Source organism: Neobacillus sp. (genome assembly GCF_031988165.1).
Taxonomy (GTDB): domain Bacteria; phylum Bacillota; class Bacilli; order Bacillales; family Cytobacillaceae; genus Neobacillus; species Neobacillus rhizosphaerae.
The window spans coordinates 76,365-94,227 of sequence record NZ_DALZYO010000011.1 but is presented as its reverse complement, the minus strand read 5'-3'; the positions used below and the strand labels follow the sequence as shown (position 1 = coordinate 94,227).

Here is a 17,863-nt window from a genome sequence, read left to right as displayed (position 1 = left end):
GATGCGCCGGCATAAGCCGTTATCCGAATGAAGCGAACACAATGTTTTACATATCGTGTTTACAAGGGTGGTACCGCGAACTATAAACCTCGTCCCTTTCCAGGGATGGGGTTTTTTTGTTTTTCTGGTGCCTGACACCACTGTTCAGTCTCAAGTATGGGGAATCCCCCGCGAACTTGACGGAATTAATCTTAAAGTTTGCGGAAATATCGAGAAATTCGTGGAATCATGAATTCGCACCCGTCCACCCCGAGATAAAAATTAAGGAGGAATAGACATGCAAGAACGATTAAAAGAATTGCAGGAAGAGGCAATTCAAAAAATTGAACAGTCTGCAAGCTTAAAAGAATTGAATGACATCCGAGTTGCCTATTTAGGGAAAAAAGGCCCGATCACCGAAGTGCTTCGTGGAATGGGCAAGCTCTCTGCTGAAGAGCGCCCAGTCATGGGTGCACTCGTCAATGAAGTTCGTGAAGCGATTGCTGTTAAAATTGAAGCAAAACAAAAGGCTTTAGAAGAGGCAGTAGTCCTTGAAAAATTAGCTTCTGAAAGCATTGATGTTACCCTTCCAGGAAGCCCAGTTAAGGTCGGTAACCACCATCCGCTCACAAGAATCATTGAAGAAATTGAAGATTTATTTATCGGGATGGGTTATCAGGTGGCTGAAGGTCCAGAGGTCGAGCAAGATTATTACAATTTTGAAGCTCTTAATTTACCGAAAGGGCATCCTGCCCGCGACATGCAGGATTCATTCTATATCACGGAAGAAATCCTTCTTCGTACACATACCTCACCAGTTCAGGCACGAACAATGGAGAAGCATCAAGGAAAAGGCCCTATCAAAATTATTTGTCCTGGTAAAGTGTACCGTCGTGATAATGATGATGCGACACACTCACACCAATTTATGCAAATTGAAGGCCTTGTGGTGGGTGAGAATATCCGCATGAGTGATCTTAAAGGAACCTTGGAAGTTTTTGCGAAAAAAATGTTTGGTGATGACCGCGAAATCCGCTTAAGACCAAGCTTTTTCCCTTTCACTGAGCCATCTGTTGAAATGGACATTTCTTGTAAAATCTGCGGCGGTCATGGCTGCAGTGTTTGTAAGAAAACAGGCTGGATTGAAATTCTTGGCGCTGGTATGGTTCATCCAAACGTCCTTGAAATGGCTGGATATGACTCTAAAAAATACACTGGTTTTGCCTTTGGAATGGGACCAGAGCGGATCGCAATGTTGAAATATGGTGTTGATGATATCAGACATTTCTATACAAATGATGTGCGATTCTTGAAACAATTTTCTAAACACGAGTAGAACTAAATGCTGAAGCGCCTTGGTCAGAGGGTTAGACCAAAGAGCCCCTAGGCGCTGAAGCTCGAAAATAAGGAGGATGACGAGATGTTCGTATCATATAAATGGCTCCAAGATTATATTGATTTAACAGGAGTAACGGCAACTGAACTAGCTGAAAAAATTACGAAGAGCGGTATTGAAGTTGAAGGAGTAGAAATTCTGAACGACGGAATTAAAGGTGTTGTGGTTGGCCATGTTCTAGAGCGTGAACAACATCCAAATGCCGATAAATTAAGCAAGTGCCTTGTTGATGTTGGAGAAGAACAACCGGTGCAAATTATTTGTGGTGCACCAAATGTGGCAAAAGGCCAAAAGGTTGCAGTAGCCACTGTCGGTGCTGTTTTACCAGGCAATTTTAAAATTAAACGGGCGAAGCTTCGCGGCGAAGAATCAAACGGAATGATTTGTTCCCTTACTGAGCTTGGTATGGAAGGAAAAGTGGTTCCGAAAGAATATTCCGAGGGGATCTTTGTTTTTCCAGCGGAAGCAGAGGTGGGTGTTGATGCCCTTGCGTTATTAAACAGAGACGATGAAGTCTTAGAGCTAAGCTTGACACCTAACCGTGCGGATTGCTTAAGTATGCTTGGGGTTGCTTATGAAGTGGCAGCGATTCTGGGAAGAGAGGTTAAACTTCCAGAAACTGACCTTCAATCCTCAACTGAGAAGGCAGCAGATTACGTGAAAATAGTCGTAGATGCAAAAGAAGATAACCCTTTATATGTAGCAAAAATTATTAAAAATGTAAAAATTGCTCCATCACCACTATGGATGCAAACACGTTTAATGTCGGCGGGAATTCGTCCGCATAATAACGTCGTTGATATAACCAACTATATTTTATTAGAATATGGTCAGCCGCTCCATGCATTTGATTATGACCGTTTAGGATCAAAAGAAATTCTTGTTCGCCGCGCGAATGATGGTGAAAAATTTGTAACGCTTGATGATACAGAACGGACATTAACTACCGATCATCTCGTCATCACAAATGGAACAGTGCCAGTCGCCCTTGCCGGTGTGATGGGCGGAGCGAATTCAGAGGTAACAACTGACACGACAACTGTTTTATTAGAATCTGCTTATTTTAACGGGGGAACCGTCAGAAAAGCTTCAAAAGACCATGGCTTAAGGAGTGAAGCCAGCGCTCGTTTTGAAAAAGGTGTGGATCCTAATCGTGTTCGTGCAGCAGGCGAACGGGCGGCCTACTTGATGGCAAAATACGCTAATGGGGATGTATTAGAAGGTGTTGTTGAAGCGGATACTCTTACCGTTGAACCAGCAGTTGTTTCAATAACTTTAGAAAAAATCAATCGTGTTCTTGGTACAGACCTTGGAATGAAAGATGTTAAAGAAATCTTTGATCGTCTGCAATTCGCAGTAAGCGTGGAGGAGGATACCATCACAGTAACCGCACCAACACGCCGTGGTGATATCAAAATTGAAGAAGATTTACTAGAAGAGGTAGCTCGCCTTTACGGTTATGACAATATTCCAAAGACGTTGCCGATTGGTTCTTCAACACCTGGTAGGTTGTCAGAGTACCAGAAGAAACGCCGTTTTGTCCGTCAATATCTTGAGGGTGTTGGCCTATATCAGGCTGTAACATATTCCTTGACCAGTGAGGAAAAAGCTACACAATTTGCGCTTGAAAAGCGTGAAACGATTCGTTTAGCGATGCCGATGAGTGAAGAGCGTAGCATCCTTCGTTTAAGCATTATGCCACAGCTTTTAGAAGTTTTAAAATACAATAGTGCTCGTCAAAACGATAGCTTAGGCGTGTATGAAACAGGTGCCGTTTTCTTAGCAAATGGAGAAGACAAACTACCAGTTGAAAAAGAGCAATTAGCAGGTGCCATTACCGGCCTGTGGCACAGTCATTCTTGGCAGGGCGAGAAAAAGGCAGTTGACTTCTTCGTTGTTAAAGGAATTTTAGAAGGAATGTTTGCGAAGCTTGGTTTAGCAGAAGGTGTTCAATATGTTCAAGCCAAGGTAGAAGGCATGCACCCTGGCCGTACCGCAGAAATTATCTTGAACGGTGAGAAAATCGGCTTCGTTGGCCAAGTACACCCGAGCGTCCAAAAAGAGCTTGATTTGAAGGATACTTATGTATTTGAACTATCTTTAAAAGCAGTCCTTGAAGCAGATGCACCGGTGTTACAATACGAAGCCATCCCACGCTTCCCATCGATCACAAGAGACATTGCCCTTGTGGTAAACAAAGAAACGGTGTCAGGCACCCTAAAGGAAATCATTTTATCTTCAGGTGCACCGCTTCTTAAGGAGGTTCATGTGTTTGACTTGTATGAAGGCGACAGGATGGAGGAAGGCAAGAAATCCATTGCATTCTCGTTAAAATATGTTGATCCTGAACGAACATTAACAGATGAAGAAGTTACTAAAGTTCATGATCGTGTGCTTGAAGCCTTAAAAGAACAGGCAGGCGCAGTGTTAAGAGGTTAATTAATAAAGGCTGGCTCGAAAAGGTATTTTCGGGCTGGCTTTTTCTTTTTATTTGGCCAAGTCTAGGGTAAAAATTTCGATTCGCTGATATATTGTCTTAAATCGCTGATATATGGTGTCGATTCGCTGATATAAATTCCGAATTCGCTGATAAATTATTAAAAAGCGCTGATAAAATAAAATAGGAAATAATTGTAACAAATTACGCTAAAATTCGGCAGGAATTTCAGCCTTTTATTAGAATAAAATGTTTAAAATGAAAGGAGTGAAAGTTTTGGTTATAAAAGAAAGAACAATTCCATTAGTAATTCAGATTTTAGATGCATTAAGCCAGCGTCTCCCCTTGAATTACCCCAAATATCAGCAAGTTTTAGAGGAGCTAGGAAAGAGGCAGGCTGGTTACCAAGGAGAAGTGGCTCTTGATTATTATTTACGTCTCCTTCCAATAGATAAATACATGATACTCCACGATTTAAACCTTCCTGATGGTGACTACAACTGTCAAATTGATACCCTTCTTCTGACACCAGAATTTGCCCTTATTATTGAAGTGAAAAATATGGCTGGTAAATTAATATTTGATACTGAAAATGAACAATTTATGCAATTTAATAATGAAAAAGAAAAAGGTTACTCTTATCCAATTGCCCAAGCAGAAAGGCATCAAGAGTACGTAAGGCAACTGATAGCTAAACATAAATTTCCCCCAGTTCCAGTTGATTACTTAGTCGTTATCAGCAATAGATATGCCTCTTATGTCACCACAGGAAAAAACGCTCACAAAGTTAAGCCGCGGGTATGTAAGGCTGATGTTTTCAAAAATAAAATTCTTTACTTTGAAAAACTATATTCTGATCCATTCCTCAATGCGAAAGATCTTCAAAAATTGAGCCGCCTCCTCGTTAAAATGAATACAATCCCGACAAACTATATTTTGAAAAAATATGAAATTAAAAAGGAGGATTTATTAACCGGAGTATATTGCCCCACCTGCAATCATTTTCCACTTATTCGGAAGAAACTGAAATGGTATTGTTCTTCTTGCGGCAAATTTTCAAAAGATGCTCACATTAATGCTCTGAAGGATTATTTTTTACTGATTGATTCGAAAATTACCAATAAACAGTTTAGAGAGTTTGCTCATATAAAATCACATGATTCAGCAAAAAGATTTCTTCTTTCTGCAAATCTTAATTATTTTGGAACAAACAAAGGACGCGCTTACTTTCCGAAGACTATTCCATGGTAAATTTCAAGTCGCTGATAAACCATTCAGAGTCGCTGATAAAACACTCAGAGTCGCTGATAAAGCATTTCAAGTCGCTGATAAAACACTCAGAGTGCTGATAAACCTCTCAAAGTCGCTGATAAGCCTCTCAGAGTCGCTGATAAAATTAAATAATGACATTTTTGACGGGGAAATGTCCCCTTTTTTGTGTAAATAATGCCTTTAGTAAGAATAAGAATCTGTTATTTAAGTTGGATCATCTTCTTTTGAAGATTTTTCATGAATAATTCTCGAAAATACACAAAAAAGGTTGCCCCACCAGCTAAATCTCTGGGCAACCTCTTCCATTTTGTTTTCGATTAAATATTTTCATAAATTGCATCATAGTTTTTTGCCAATGCCACATCCAAATCCGTCAATCCCCCTGCATTCCACGAGGTAATCCTAAGCGTAACTAGTTTATAGTCAATTGCAATGAATGGGTGATGATTTTTTTCTTCAGAAAGCTCAGCAACCGCATTCACGAACGCTACCCCTTTTAAAAACTCCCGAAAACGATACTTTTTCACAATGAATTTACCGTCTAATTTCCAGCCAGTTAATTCAATAACAGCTTCATTTATTTCTGCTTCACTAAGTCTCATCGCCATTATTACCCCTCCAACCCTATAAATTTTTTATATCCGCTTTTTATTGACAATCGCCAGCGCCTTATCCGTATTGGCGAAGTGGAGCTTAACAAAAGAGGGCAGGATGTCGCGCCCTTTTTTCATAATTAACTTTGCTGCAGCTATATCCACATGTGCACCTGCTCCCTTAGGAATCGTAAAACCAGCAGCATCACTAAGCTTATCGATATATTGGATAAAGGCGTAGCGGGCGAGAATGCTCGCAGCCGCCACTGCCAGATGTATGCCTTCTGCCTTCGTGCTAAAATAGACATTTTCTTTGGCAATCGCTTTCTGTCCTTTAAGATGTTGATAATAGGTACTTGATTGCACAAATTGATCAATGAGAATCGCTTCTGGTTTCTCAGGTGAAATTTTGTCCAACACATTTAATATTGCTTGATTATGAAGGATGGCCTTCATTTTTCCTTGTGACATGCCTGATTTTTGAACTTGATTATATTTTTCGTTTTTAAGGGTCATCAGACTGAATGGAACAACATCTTTGATGACTTTTGCAATGGCAATGATTTTTTCGTCATTTAAATCCTTCGAATCTCGGACGCCTAATTCTTTTAACAAAGGGATGTGTTCTTTCTTTACGTAGGCAGCTACGACGGTAATCGGGCCAAAAAAGTCCCCGGTCCCGACTTCATCTGAACCGATGGCCGACATCCCTCCAATGCCAACAGGCAGATCGCTTTTTACCGCTGATTTCGTTTTGGATGAAACAGACTTTTTGGAGGGCGCGCTGCCACTCCATTTACCAGCCTCTTTTTCACAATCATTCCCCTGGAATAAAACTTTTCCTGATTTATAAGCCGTGATCATACAGGCCGGAGTTTTCGCAACAAACACACTTCCGGGAGGATTTTTATCCAATAAATGTTTCTCGTAATACTCCTGCATTTTCATGATTTCACTTATTCCTTGATTAATTACAAGATTACCCAATCTTAAAACACCACATTTCCACTAAGTATATACGACTCTCTTAAATAGGTTTGACTTTTCCACTTCCATACGTTCGTGTTATGATATGGAGTAGGATTCTTTGAAGGGAGCATTTACTTTGTCAAAAACAGAAAAAAATAGAACCACCGTTGATATTTACGGACAGCAATACGTCATAATGGGGACGGAAAGCCCAAGTCATATTCGGCTTGTGGCATCGTTAGTTGACGATAAAATGCGCGAAATCAATTCTAAGAATCCAGCTCTTGATGTAAGTAAACTTGCTGTTTTAACAGCGGTAAATGCAGTCAATGATTATATTAAAATAAAAGATCAATTAGAACGACTGCAAGCAGAACTACAAAAAGAAAAGGACTAAAAAACTATGATGGATTTAGTAATTATCTTACTTTTAATCATTGGATTCTTTATAGGCCTTAAAAGAGGCTTTATCCTGCAACTTGTTCATTTAACAGGTTTTATTATTGCATATATTGTCGCTTATTTATACTACGATCAGTTGGCGCCAAAGTTAACTCTATGGATTCCCTATCCAAACCTGGGAGAAGGAACAGTGTTAAAAATCCTAACAGACTCTACTGACGTGGAAACGGCCTTCTATTCGGCGATTGCCTTTGTGATTATCTTTTTTGCAGTTAAAGTGATCCTCCAAATTATTGGTTCCATGCTCGACTTTATTGCCCATTTACCGGTCCTAAGGCAGTTAAATGTTTGGGCTGGAGGCCTCTTAGGTTTCTTTGAGGTTTATTTACTTATTTTTATTTTATTATATATCGCTGCCTTAATTCCAATAGAACTTATCCAGTCTCTTTTGGATCATTCCGTTTTGGCAAAGGCGATTGTGAATCACACTCCAATCCTTTCACAGCAAATCAAAAGTCTGTGAATTGAATAGAACAACTGCTTGAACTTCTCTTTGGCAGAGAAGTTTTTCTTTTCTTCCTTAAAATAAGTTAAAATGAAGATGCTATACTCAAGGGGTAGGTGGATTTTATGGAAGTCAATAAAAAAGAATTAATACGTTTACTAGAAACGATTGCGATTTATATGGAATTAAAGGGTGAGAACCCTTTCAAGGTATCCGCTTTCCGCAAGGCAGCCAATGCTCTTGAAACAGATGAACGGATCTTTTCGGACATTGAGGACTACACCACTATTTCGGGGATTGGAAAAGGTACTGCCGCAGTGATTGATGAATACATAAAGGAAGGTTCTTCGTCAGTGCTAAAAGAACTTAAGGAAGAAGTCCCGGCCGGCTTGGTTCCGTTACTACAACTGCCGGGGCTTGGTGGGAAGAAAATAGCCAAGCTTTATAAGGAGTTAGGAATCGTCGATGTCACTAGTTTAAAAGAAGCTTGTGAAGCAGGTCATGTACAAGCGCTTGCGGGTTTTGGCAAAAAAACGGAAGAGAAAATCCTAAGTGCCATCGCAAGCATCGGTTCAAGGCCTGACCGGCTGCCAATTGCCTATATGTTGCCGATAGCAGAACAAATTGAAGAAAGGCTTGCCAGAATACCGGAGATCCTTCGTTTTTCGCGGGCTGGTAGCCTTCGAAGAATGCGAGAGACGGTCAAAGATCTTGATTTTATTATTGCGACCTCCAACTATGAAATTGTTCGTGAGCAACTGCTCCAATTTCCTGATATTAAAGAAGTGATTGGTGCAGGTGATACGAAGGTTTCCTTAGTACTTGCGTATGATTATGATGTTTCCATCGATTTTCGCTTGGTCAAACCAGAGGAATTTATTACGACCTTACATCATTTTACTGGTTCAAAGGAACATAATGTTCGCATGAGACAGCTGGCCAAAGAACGCGGCGAAAAAATAAGTGAGTATGGCGTGGAAAACGTAGAGACAGGTGAAATCCGCACCTTCACCTCAGAAGAGGACTTTTTCAAGCATTTCAATCTTCCCTTTATTCCTCCTGAAATAAGAGAGGATGGGAAAGAAGTAGAGACCTTCACAGTCAATGAGGAATTAATCGAGCTTGAAGATATTAAGGGTGATCTTCATATGCATACAACCTGGAGTGACGGGGCTCATTCAATTGAAGAAATGGCAGAAGCATGCCGGTCGCGTGGTTATCAATACATGGCTATCACCGACCATTCGCAGTACCTTAAGGTAGCTAATGGACTTACTCGTGAACGGCTATTGAAGCAAGGAGAAGAAATCAAAAAGTTAAATAAAAAATATACTGATTTTCTCATCCTTCGTGGCGTTGAAATGGATATTTTACCGGATGGCACGTTAGACTTTGAGGATGATTTATTGGCTGAAATGGATTTTGTTATCGCCTCCATCCATTCTGCTTTTTCGCAACCAAGAGAAAAAATTATGGAGCGGCTAAAGACAGCTTTAACCAATGCTCATGTCGATTTAATTGCTCATCCAACCGGCAGAAAAATCGGCCGCCGGGAAGGCTACGATGTCGATATTGATTTACTGATAGAATTAGCAAAAGAAACGAATACAGCCTTAGAATTAAATGCCAATCCAAACCGCCTTGACCTAGCGGCAGAGTATTTACGAAAAGCCCAGGAAGCGGGTGTGAAAGTTCTCATCAATACGGATGCCCATAAGTTGGATACATTAAAGCATATGGAAATTGGTGTCTCCGCAGCTAAAAAGGGCTGGATCAAAAAATCATCGGTGTTAAACGCACTTGATAAAAATGACTTACTAGAATTTTTACATAATCGAAACTAAAGGGGGGTAACTCCATGCAAGAAAAGACTTTAAAGGTATTAGAATTTACAAAAGTAAGGGAACAGCTTTTAGAACATGCTGCTTCATCACTTGGAAAAGATAAAATCAATCACCTAGTTCCATCCACTGTTTTTGAAGATGTGGTCCGGCTTCAAGCAGAAACCGATGAGGCTGCCACTGCTTTTCGGATAAAAGGAAATGTTCCCTTGTCAGGGATACATGATATCCGCGCCCATATAAAACGGTCTGTTATAGGTGGTATCCTCAGCCCACACGAGCTTATCCAAATCTCAAGCACCATTTATGCAAGCAGGCAGATGAAACGATTTATTGAGGATATTGCAGCGGAAAGAACAGAACTGCCGATTTTATCAGAACAAGTTGCACGTATCATTCCGCTCACAAACCTAGAGCAAGCAATTAAACAGGCCATCGATGAAAGCGGCGAGATTTTAGATAGTGCGAGTGACCTGTTACGTTCATTAAGACAACAGCTCAGGTCGAATGAATCACGGATTCGCGAAAAATTAGAGAGTATGATTCGTTCATCGAATGCCAGTAAAATGCTTTCCGATGCGATTGTCACAATTCGAAATGATCGTTTTGTTATTCCCGTTAAACAAGAGTACCGCGGTCATTACGGCGGGATTATCCATGACCAAAGCGCATCGGGACAAACATTATTTATTGAACCGCAAGTGATTGTCCAATTAAACAATCAATTACAGGATATCCGTGTGAAAGAACAGCTTGAAATGGAAAGAATTCTAACAGAGCTTTCCGCCTTTGCTGCTGAACATGAGAGCGAGTTGCATGTAATCGTAGACATATTAGCGAATTTAGACTTTATTTTTGCTAAAGCAAGATATGGAAAAAAAATCAAAGCAACGATGCCAACGATGAATAATGAAGGCAGAATTGCGTTATACAAAGCAAGACATCCGTTAATTCCAACCGATGAAGTAGTGGCCAACGATATTTTGCTGGGGAATGAGTTTACAACCATTGTTATTACCGGGCCGAACACAGGCGGGAAAACGGTCACCTTAAAAACTCTTGGTTTATGTTCATTAATGGCTCAGGCAGGATTGCAAATACCCGCGCAGGATGGTTCGGAGCTTGCCGTTTTTGACTCAGTTTATGCCGATATTGGCGATGAACAGTCGATTGAACAAAGCTTAAGTACGTTTTCGTCCCATATGGTCAATATCGTCGAAATCTTAAAACATGTCGATTTTAATAGTCTTGTACTGTTTGACGAGCTTGGAGCTGGAACTGACCCACAAGAAGGGGCAGCCTTGGCTATCTCGATTTTAGATGAGGTTCATAAGCGGGGCGCAAGAGTTATTGCCACAACCCACTACCCGGAATTGAAGGCGTATGGTTATAACCGTGATGGTGTGTTGAATGCAAGTGTTGAGTTTAATGTCGAGACATTAAGTCCAACCTATAGGTTGCTCCTTGGAGTACCTGGCCGGAGTAATGCTTTTGAAATTTCGAAACGATTAGGGTTAAATGATCGTGTCATTCAAACAGCCCGCTCTCATGTGAGCGAGGATACAAACCAAATCGATAAAATGATTGCTTCGTTGGAAGAAAGCAAGCGACAGGCAGAAATCGAGCAGCAGGAAGCCCGCGATTATTTAAAACAGGCGGAAAAGCTTCATCAAGACCTGCAAAAACAAATATTGGATTTTTATGAGAATAAAGACTCGATGATGGAAAAAGCAGCCGAAAAAGCAGAGGAAATTGTCGAAGAAGCGAAAAATGAAGCAGAAATGGTTATCCGTGATCTCCGAAAAATGAGAACCGAAAAGCATGCGGAAATCAAGGAGCATGAATTAATTGATGCTAAAAGACGCCTAGAAAAAGCAGCTCCGGAAATTCAAAAATCAACGAAGCTAGCGAATAAGAAAAACAAGAAACATACGTACATGCCTGGAGATGAAGTAAAGGTCCTTACGTTTGATCAAAAAGGGATACTTGTCGAAAGAAAATCAGCCAATGAATGGCAGGTTCAAATTGGAATTTTAAAAATGAAAGTGAAAGAAAAAGACATGGAATATATGAGCACCCCGAAACAAGTGGAGACCAAGCCAATGGCGATTGTAAAAGGGCGGGACTTACTTGTTAAACTGGAACTAGACCTGCGGGGTGAAAGGTATGAGGATGCTCTGTTAAAAGTAGAAAAATATATAGATGATGCCTTGCTTTCCAGTTACCCTCGTGTCTCGATTATTCACGGGAAAGGTACTGGCGCGTTAAGGCAGGGAGTTCAGGAATATTTAAGAAACCATCGTTCCGTTAAAAAAATTCGCTTTGGAGAAGTCGGAGAGGGTGGATCAGGCGTTACCATCGTAGAATTTAAATAATGCCCGGGGGAGTTTTGTTCATGGACCATTTTTGGGAGAATGAGTATATTCAAATTGCTGCTTATTATAGTGTCGTTATTTTATGTATGATTGTCTTTTTAGCCGTTTTTGAAGTGGTAACCAAATATAAAAATTGGGAAGAGATTAAAAAGGGAAACCTAGCAGTAGCGATGGCTACCGGAGGGAAAATATTTGGTGTTGCCAATATCTTTCGTCATACGATTGCGCTGCATGATTCTTTACTGACAATGATTGGCTGGGGGATATATGGATTTGTGCTGTTATTAATCGGCTATTTTATCTTTGAATTTTTAACACCAAAGTTCAAGATTGACGAGGAAATTCAAAATGATAATCGGGCTGTTGGCTTGATTTCGTTGGTCATTTCCGTAGGGTTATCTTATGTGATTGGTGCAGGAATTTCTTAAGGGGAGAATAAACTGTGGAGAAATTAGCTAAAGTTCTTATTGGCTTGTGCGGCTTGTTTTTGCTAATCGGTATCATTTATATGGTATTTTTTGCATAAGGGGAAATCATCGCTGAATAGTATCAGCGGTGATTTTTTTTAGAGCTTATTATCGCTATATTAGTGTACTTAGTTTCCATTGTTTATTGTGAAATACTGTACTATAATAGAAGTGGTTGTTGGAAAATTTTAAATAATTTAATAAAAAAAGGGAGGTTAGTTAAGTTGGAGTCTAAACCATGGTTGGATATTTACCCAAAAGAAATTCCTGCCACACTTGAATACTCCTCAGAACCAGTACAACAATACTTAGAAGATGCAGCCAAGAGGTTTCCAGAAAAAATTGCTATTCATTTTATGGGTAAAGAGCTCACCTATAAAATACTTTATGAAGATGCCTTAAACTTTGCTAGTTATTTGCAGGAAACCTTAGGCATTGAAAAAGATGACCGGATCGCCATCATGCTTCCAAATACTCCTCAGGCGGTTATTAGTTATTTTGGTATATTAATGGCGGGCGGAATTGTGGTCCAAACCAATCCGTTATATACGGAACGTGAACTGGAGTACCAAATGAAGGACTCCGGAGCCAAAGCCATTATCACCTTAGATATCCTCTATCCACGTGTTTCGAAAGTTATTCCACAGACTGAGTTACAGCATATAATTGTAACCGCTATCAAAGACTACTTGCCATTTCCAAAAAATCTCGTTTATCCTTTCATCCAGAAAAAACAATATGGAATTGTCGTGAAAGTTAAGCATGAGGGAAACACCCATTTGCTTACAGAAATAGTAAAGGGAAGTCCGAAAAAATTGATCAAGTACAATATCAATCCTGAGGAAGACATTGCCTTACTTCAATATACAGGCGGTACGACAGGATCTCCGAAAGGTGTAATGCTAACCCATAAAAATTTACTTTCCAACACAACAATGAGTGAAGCGTGGTTATACAAAGCAAAGCCTGGAGAAGAATCGATGCTCGGAATCGTTCCTTTTTTTCATGTTTATGGGATGACGGTATGCATGATTTTATCTATTAAGATGGCGTGTAAAATGATTTTATTGCCTAAATTCGATGCTTTGACAACATTAAAGACGATTCAAAAACAACGTCCGACCCTTTTTCCGGGCGCACCGACCATCTATATTGGCTTATTAAATCACCCTGACATGAAAAAATACGACCTTTCCTCGATTCATTCGTGTATTAGTGGTTCTGCTCCACTTCCAATTGAAGTTCAGCAGAAGTTTGAGGAAGTGACCGGAGGAAAGCTTGTCGAAGGCTATGGTTTATCAGAAGCATCACCTGTCACCCATTCCAACTTCTTGTGGGACGTGGAAAGAGTAAAGGGAAGCATCGGTGTTCCATACCCTGATACAGATGCTATGATTCTATCTATGGATAATGGTGAACCAATGCCGGTTGGGGAAATTGGCGAAATTGTTGTAAAAGGACCGCAGATTATGAAAGGCTACTGGAATCGGCCAGAGGAAACGAAGGAAGTCCTCCATGACGGCTGGCTGTATACAGGAGACCTTGGCTATATGGATGAGCAGGGATATTTCTATGTCGTCGACCGCAAAAAGGATATGATTATTGCTGGTGGATACAATATTTATCCTCGGGAAATAGAGGAAGTATTGTATGAACATCCGGATGTGCTAGAGGCAGTCGCTGCTGGAATTCCTGATCCATACCGCGGTGAAACCGTGAAGGCCTATATTGTCTTAAAAGAGGGCTCAGCTGTTACCTCAGATGAAATGAATGAATATGCAAGAAAATATCTTGCAGCCTATAAAGCACCGAGACTATATGAATTTAGATCGGAATTACCGAAAACAGCTGTTGGAAAAATATTAAGGAGAATGCTAATAGAAGAAGAAAAACAAAAAATAGAGGAAGAAAGCATCAAGCACGCCTGACAATTAATTTAGTCAATCATTCATTTTTTTTTGTAGAATCAGGCTTGTCTAATTGAAAAATTTGAAATATTATGAAGAGGGTGTTCCAGAATTTCTTGACAGAAATAAATTTAAAAACTATTATTAAAATATGAATGATTATTCATTCATATTTTTCTTTTTTTACTAGTAAAATTCTAATCTTCAAAGGGGGGATATCGTTGAAAAAAGCGAAGCCAAAATATATGCAAATTATTGATGCTGCCGTGATTGTTATCGCTGAAAATGGCTACCATCAGGCACAGGTATCAAAAATTGCGAAACAGGCGGGAGTGGCTGACGGCACCATTTACCTGTATTTTAAAAACAAAGAAGACATTCTTATCTCCCTCTTTGAAGAAAAAATGGGAAGTTTTATTGAAGAAATAGATCAAATGATTGCAGGAAAAGGGACGGCGACAGAGAAGTTATTAATGATGATTGAAGCTCATTTCAGCCTGCTTTCTGCAGACCATCACCTTGCCATTGTCACCCAATTAGAATTGCGTCAATCGAATAAGGATTTACGCCTCCGTATTAACGATGTACTAAAGGGCTATTTAAAGGTGATTGATAAGATTATTATAGAAGGCAAAGAATCTGATGAGTTTTCAAGTGACCTTGATGTACGTCTTGCCCGGCAAATGATATTCGGTACGATTGATGAAACTGCAACATCTTGGGTGATGAATGAGGAAAAATATGAAATCACTAAGCTGGCATCTCCGGTCCATCGTCTCTTGATTAATGGATTTAGAAGTCGCTAACACATTGAAAATTAGGTAGAGGGGGAGTTTAATTGGAATATTTAAAATGGTCTAGTGAGGACTATATCGCGACAATCACGATTCAGCGACCTCCGGCAAATGCCCTTTCATCAGGTCTTTTAAGGGAATTGTCGGTAGTACTTGATGAAATGGAACCGAACCATGAAATTAGGGTCATTGTCATACATGGCGAAGGACGCTTTTTCTCTGCAGGAGCGGACATTAAAGAATTTACCACCATTACTTCTTCCGAAGGCTTTGCAAATCTTGGAAAGTTTGGACAAGACTTGTTTGATCGGATGGAGAAATTTCCAAAGCCAATTATTGCAGCCATTCATGGGGCGGCCCTTGGCGGTGGTCTTGAGCTCGCAATGGCTTGTCACATCCGTTATGTTAGCGAAACAGCTAAACTTGGCCTGCCAGAGCTGCAGCTGGGATTAATCCCTGGATTTGCTGGCACCCAGCGTCTGCCGAAATATGTCGGGGTTGCCAGAGCAGCGGAAATGCTGTTCACTTCTGAACCAATCACTGGATTGGAGGCTGTTCAATACGGTTTAGCCAATCACGCCTTCCCTGAAAATGAAGTACTGGATCAGGCTTATAAACTGGCGAAGAAAGTGGCCAAGAAAAGTCCTGGCTCGATTAGTGCTGCTATTCAACTATTAAATTATGCCAAAACAGAAGAATTTTATGAAGGGACGAAGAAGGAAGCGGAGTTGTTTGGTGAGGTATTCGTCTCTGCTGATGCTAAAGAAGGCATCCAAGCTTTTATTGAAAAGAGAGAACCACAGTTTAAAGGGGAATAGACCTACCTTGCTGGGGTCCTCCCTACCAAGGTAGCTTTAACTAATATTTTTTTCAAAAAAATTTTTTCAATCTTTCGAACTGAACAAATGTTTGAATATCTAGGAGGGAACCTTGACCATGAATATTTTTGTATTAATGAAAAGAACCTTTGATACCGAAGAAAAGATTGCGTTGAACGGCGGAAAAATTAATGAGGATGGTGCCGAATTTATCATCAACCCTTACGATGAATATGCAATTGAAGAAGCCATCCAAGTCCGAGATGCCAATGGTGGAGAAGTAACTGTTATTTCTGTAGGTGGCGAAGAAACCGAAAAGCAATTGCGTACAGCTCTTGCAATGGGTGCCGATAAAGCTGTCCTTATTAATACGGAAGACGATGTGGAAAATGGCGACCAATTTACAACTGCAAAACTACTTGCTGAATACTTGAAAGATAAAGACGCTGATTTAATCTTAGGTGGCAATGTTGCGATTGATGGTGGATCTGGTCAAGTTGGTCCGCGTGTTGCCGAACTGCTTAACATTCCTTACGTTACTACGATTACCAAGCTTGAAATCGATGGCAGTAATGTAACAGTTACTCGTGATGTTGAAGGGGATTCAGAAGTCATCGAAACAAGTCTTCCGCTTTTAGTCACAGCACAACAAGGTCTTAACGAACCGCGCTACCCTTCATTACCTGGAATCATGAAAGCGAAGAAGAAGCCGTTTGCTGAATTAGAATTAGATGATCTTGACCTTGAAGAAGACGATGTGGAAGCAAAAACTAAAACAATTGAAATTTATTTGCCGCCTAAAAAAGAAGCTGGAAAGGTTTTAGCTGGCGATTTAAATGATCAGGTTAAAGAACTTGTTCACTTACTTCATACGGAAGCAAAAGTAATTTAATCGAATTCACATAAAAATTGTTTTTTCAGGAGGTAAATAGAATGTCAAGAAAAGTATTGGTATTAGGGGAAGTTCGTGACGGATCGTTACGTAATGTATCATTTGAAGCAATCGCTGCAGCGAAAACAATTGCAGAAGGCGGAGAAGTAGTTGGAGTATTGGCTGGCGAAACTGTAAGCGCTTTAGGGGTAGAATTAGTACAATATGGAGCAGACCGAGTTGTCGTTGTTGAAGATGAAAAATTAAAACAATATACATCAGATGGTTATGCCCAAGCATTATTGGCAGTAATTAATCAAGAAAAACCAGAAGGACTCGTATTAGGCCATACCGCGCTTGGGAAAGATTTAGCTCCACGAATTGCTGGTAAACTTTCGTCAGGTCTCATTTCTGATGTCATTGCTGTTGAAGCTGGCGGCGGAAATATCGTGTTTACCAGACCGATTTATTCCGGTAAAGCCTTTGAAAAGAAGATTGTTACCGACGGGCTTATTTTTGCCACTGTTCGTCCAAATAATATTCCATCATTAGCGAAGGATGAAAGCAGAAGTGGTGAGGTTTCCTCCCTTTCAGTTGAAATTATCAACCTTCGTGCCATCATTAAAGAGGTAGTAAGAAAAACAAGTGAAGGCGTAGATTTAAGTGAAGCAAAAGTGGTTATATCCGGCGGTCGTGGTGTAAAGAGCGCAGAAGGTTTTGAACCGTTGAAAGAATTGGCGCAAGTTTTAGGCGGAGCAGTAGGAGCTTCCCGCGGTGCATGTGATGCAGATTATTGCGATTATTCATTACAAATTGGCCAAACTGGGAAGGTTGTTACACCCGACCTTTACATTGCCTGCGGAATTTCCGGAGCCATTCAGCACTTAGCTGGAATGTCCAACTCGAAAATAATCGTAGCCATTAATAAAGACCCGGAAGCAAATATTTTCAAAGTAGCAGATTACGGAATCGTCGGCGACTTGTTCGAAGTGGTTCCATTATTAACCGAAGAGTTTAAAAAGCTGAAAGTACATTCATAATAAGAGCGACGGATGGATTGGATCCGCTCTGTAAGTGATAAAAGAAAATAGAAAAGCGAGCGGAGGTCCGCTCGCTTTATTAATCATTAAGAATACTTAGGAGAAAAATAGGGGAAAATGACGGGAGAGCAATTTATTAGCGTGATTTTTTAATCAATGTTATACTTTCGGTAGTATTTTAGTATTTATTAGGAGGG

At 40.2% G+C, this 17,863-nt stretch carries 15 protein-coding genes and 1 other annotated feature (1 of these 16 running past the window's edge); of the genes, 13 read left to right on the top strand and 2 right to left on the bottom strand.

Going from position 1 to position 17,863, the window contains the following annotated elements; all coding sequences use genetic code 11:
- Window positions 1-100: a binding site (T-box leader), on the top strand; it begins 143 nt to the left of the window's first position.
- 177 nt (window positions 101-277) lie between these two features.
- The 3 genes from pheS to RTR43_RS08470 all read left to right on the top strand — a co-directional run bounded on the left by pheS (window position 278) and on the right by RTR43_RS08470 (window position 5,063).
- A complete protein-coding gene (gene pheS, locus RTR43_RS08480; protein ID WP_312471081.1) occupies window positions 278-1,315 on the top strand; it encodes a phenylalanine--tRNA ligase subunit alpha in 1,038 nt (345 codons plus the stop codon).
- Window positions 1,316-1,399: 84 nt separating this feature from the next.
- Entirely contained in the window at window positions 1,400-3,814 is a 2,415-nt protein-coding gene (gene pheT, locus RTR43_RS08475) for a phenylalanine--tRNA ligase subunit beta (RefSeq protein WP_312471079.1), read from the top strand.
- Window positions 3,815-4,088: 274 nt separating this feature from the next.
- Window positions 4,089-5,063 (top strand): nuclease-related domain-containing protein, encoded by a 975-nt coding sequence (locus RTR43_RS08470; protein ID WP_312471076.1) that lies wholly within the window; start codon window positions 4,089-4,091, stop codon window positions 5,061-5,063.
- A 338-nt stretch (window positions 5,064-5,401) separates the two neighbouring features.
- Here RTR43_RS08470 and RTR43_RS08465 read toward each other — a convergent pair whose 3' ends face one another.
- The gene (locus RTR43_RS08465; protein ID WP_312471147.1) at window positions 5,402-5,686 is read right to left on the bottom strand and encodes a 4a-hydroxytetrahydrobiopterin dehydratase; all 285 of its coding nucleotides are present in this window, start codon (window positions 5,684-5,686) and stop codon (window positions 5,402-5,404) included.
- A gap of 33 nt (window positions 5,687-5,719) precedes the next feature.
- Window positions 5,720-6,664 carry a ribonuclease HIII gene (gene rnhC / locus RTR43_RS08460; protein WP_312471075.1) on the bottom strand — a complete coding sequence of 315 codons (945 nt, stop codon included), beginning with the start codon at window positions 6,662-6,664 and terminating at the stop codon, window positions 5,720-5,722.
- A 118-nt stretch (window positions 6,665-6,782) separates the two neighbouring features.
- On the opposite strand from rnhC, the gene zapA reads away from it, so the two are divergent.
- From zapA to RTR43_RS08410, 10 genes are all read left to right on the top strand, one after another.
- A complete protein-coding gene (zapA, locus tag RTR43_RS08455; RefSeq protein WP_248736393.1) occupies window positions 6,783-7,043 on the top strand; it encodes a cell division protein ZapA in 261 nt (86 codons plus the stop codon).
- A gap of 6 nt (window positions 7,044-7,049) precedes the next feature.
- Window positions 7,050-7,571: a CvpA family protein gene (locus tag RTR43_RS08450; RefSeq protein WP_312471074.1), complete on the top strand. Its 522-nt coding sequence runs from the start codon at window positions 7,050-7,052 to the stop codon at window positions 7,569-7,571.
- Between the two features lie 107 nt (window positions 7,572-7,678).
- Window positions 7,679-9,397 (top strand): DNA polymerase/3'-5' exonuclease PolX, encoded by a 1,719-nt coding sequence (gene polX, locus RTR43_RS08445; protein ID WP_312471073.1) that lies wholly within the window; start codon window positions 7,679-7,681, stop codon window positions 9,395-9,397.
- Window positions 9,398-9,411: 14 nt separating this feature from the next.
- Complete coding sequence (locus RTR43_RS08440) at window positions 9,412-11,769, top strand: endonuclease MutS2 (protein ID WP_312471071.1); 2,358 nt, start codon at window positions 9,412-9,414, stop codon at window positions 11,767-11,769.
- A 20-nt stretch (window positions 11,770-11,789) separates the two neighbouring features.
- Window positions 11,790-12,197, top strand: a complete 408-nt coding sequence (locus RTR43_RS08435) for a DUF350 domain-containing protein (RefSeq protein WP_312471068.1) — start codon at window positions 11,790-11,792, stop codon at window positions 12,195-12,197.
- Between the two features lie 263 nt (window positions 12,198-12,460).
- Entirely contained in the window at window positions 12,461-14,164 is a 1,704-nt protein-coding gene (locus RTR43_RS08430) for an AMP-binding protein (protein ID WP_312471066.1), read from the top strand.
- 200 nt (window positions 14,165-14,364) lie between these two features.
- Complete coding sequence (locus RTR43_RS08425) at window positions 14,365-14,949, top strand: fatty acid metabolism transcriptional regulator FadR (protein WP_312471064.1); 585 nt, start codon at window positions 14,365-14,367, stop codon at window positions 14,947-14,949.
- Window positions 14,950-14,981: 32 nt separating this feature from the next.
- On the top strand, window positions 14,982-15,755 hold the full coding sequence (locus RTR43_RS08420) for an enoyl-CoA hydratase (protein ID WP_312471063.1): 774 nt from the start codon (window positions 14,982-14,984) through the stop codon (window positions 15,753-15,755).
- Window positions 15,756-15,873: 118 nt separating this feature from the next.
- Entirely contained in the window at window positions 15,874-16,647 is a 774-nt protein-coding gene (locus RTR43_RS08415; protein ID WP_248736401.1) for an electron transfer flavoprotein subunit beta/FixA family protein, read from the top strand.
- 41 nt (window positions 16,648-16,688) lie between these two features.
- Window positions 16,689-17,666 carry an electron transfer flavoprotein subunit alpha/FixB family protein gene (locus RTR43_RS08410; RefSeq protein ID WP_312471062.1) on the top strand — a complete coding sequence of 326 codons (978 nt, stop codon included), beginning with the start codon at window positions 16,689-16,691 and terminating at the stop codon, window positions 17,664-17,666.
- Window positions 17,667-17,863 lie beyond the last annotated feature (197 nt).

Bases quoted from the DNA above. Each gene is read 5' to 3' on its own strand.
- pheS (WP_312471081.1), top strand. From the start codon at position 278: ATGCAAGAACGATTAAAAGAATTGCAGGAAGAGGCAATTCAAAAAATT.
- pheT (WP_312471079.1), top strand. From the start codon at position 1,400: ATGTTCGTATCATATAAATGGCTCCAAGATTATATTGATTTAACAGGA.
- RTR43_RS08465 (WP_312471147.1), bottom strand. From the start codon at position 5,686: ATGAGACTTAGTGAAGCAGAAATAAATGAAGCTGTTATTGAATTAACT.
- RTR43_RS08450 (WP_312471074.1), top strand. From the start codon at position 7,050: ATGATGGATTTAGTAATTATCTTACTTTTAATCATTGGATTCTTTATA.
- polX (WP_312471073.1), top strand. From the start codon at position 7,679: ATGGAAGTCAATAAAAAAGAATTAATACGTTTACTAGAAACGATTGCG.
- RTR43_RS08440 (WP_312471071.1), top strand. From the start codon at position 9,412: ATGCAAGAAAAGACTTTAAAGGTATTAGAATTTACAAAAGTAAGGGAA.
- RTR43_RS08435 (WP_312471068.1), top strand. From the start codon at position 11,790: ATGGACCATTTTTGGGAGAATGAGTATATTCAAATTGCTGCTTATTAT.
- RTR43_RS08415 (WP_248736401.1), top strand. From the start codon at position 15,874: ATGAATATTTTTGTATTAATGAAAAGAACCTTTGATACCGAAGAAAAG.
- RTR43_RS08410 (WP_312471062.1), top strand. From the start codon at position 16,689: ATGTCAAGAAAAGTATTGGTATTAGGGGAAGTTCGTGACGGATCGTTA.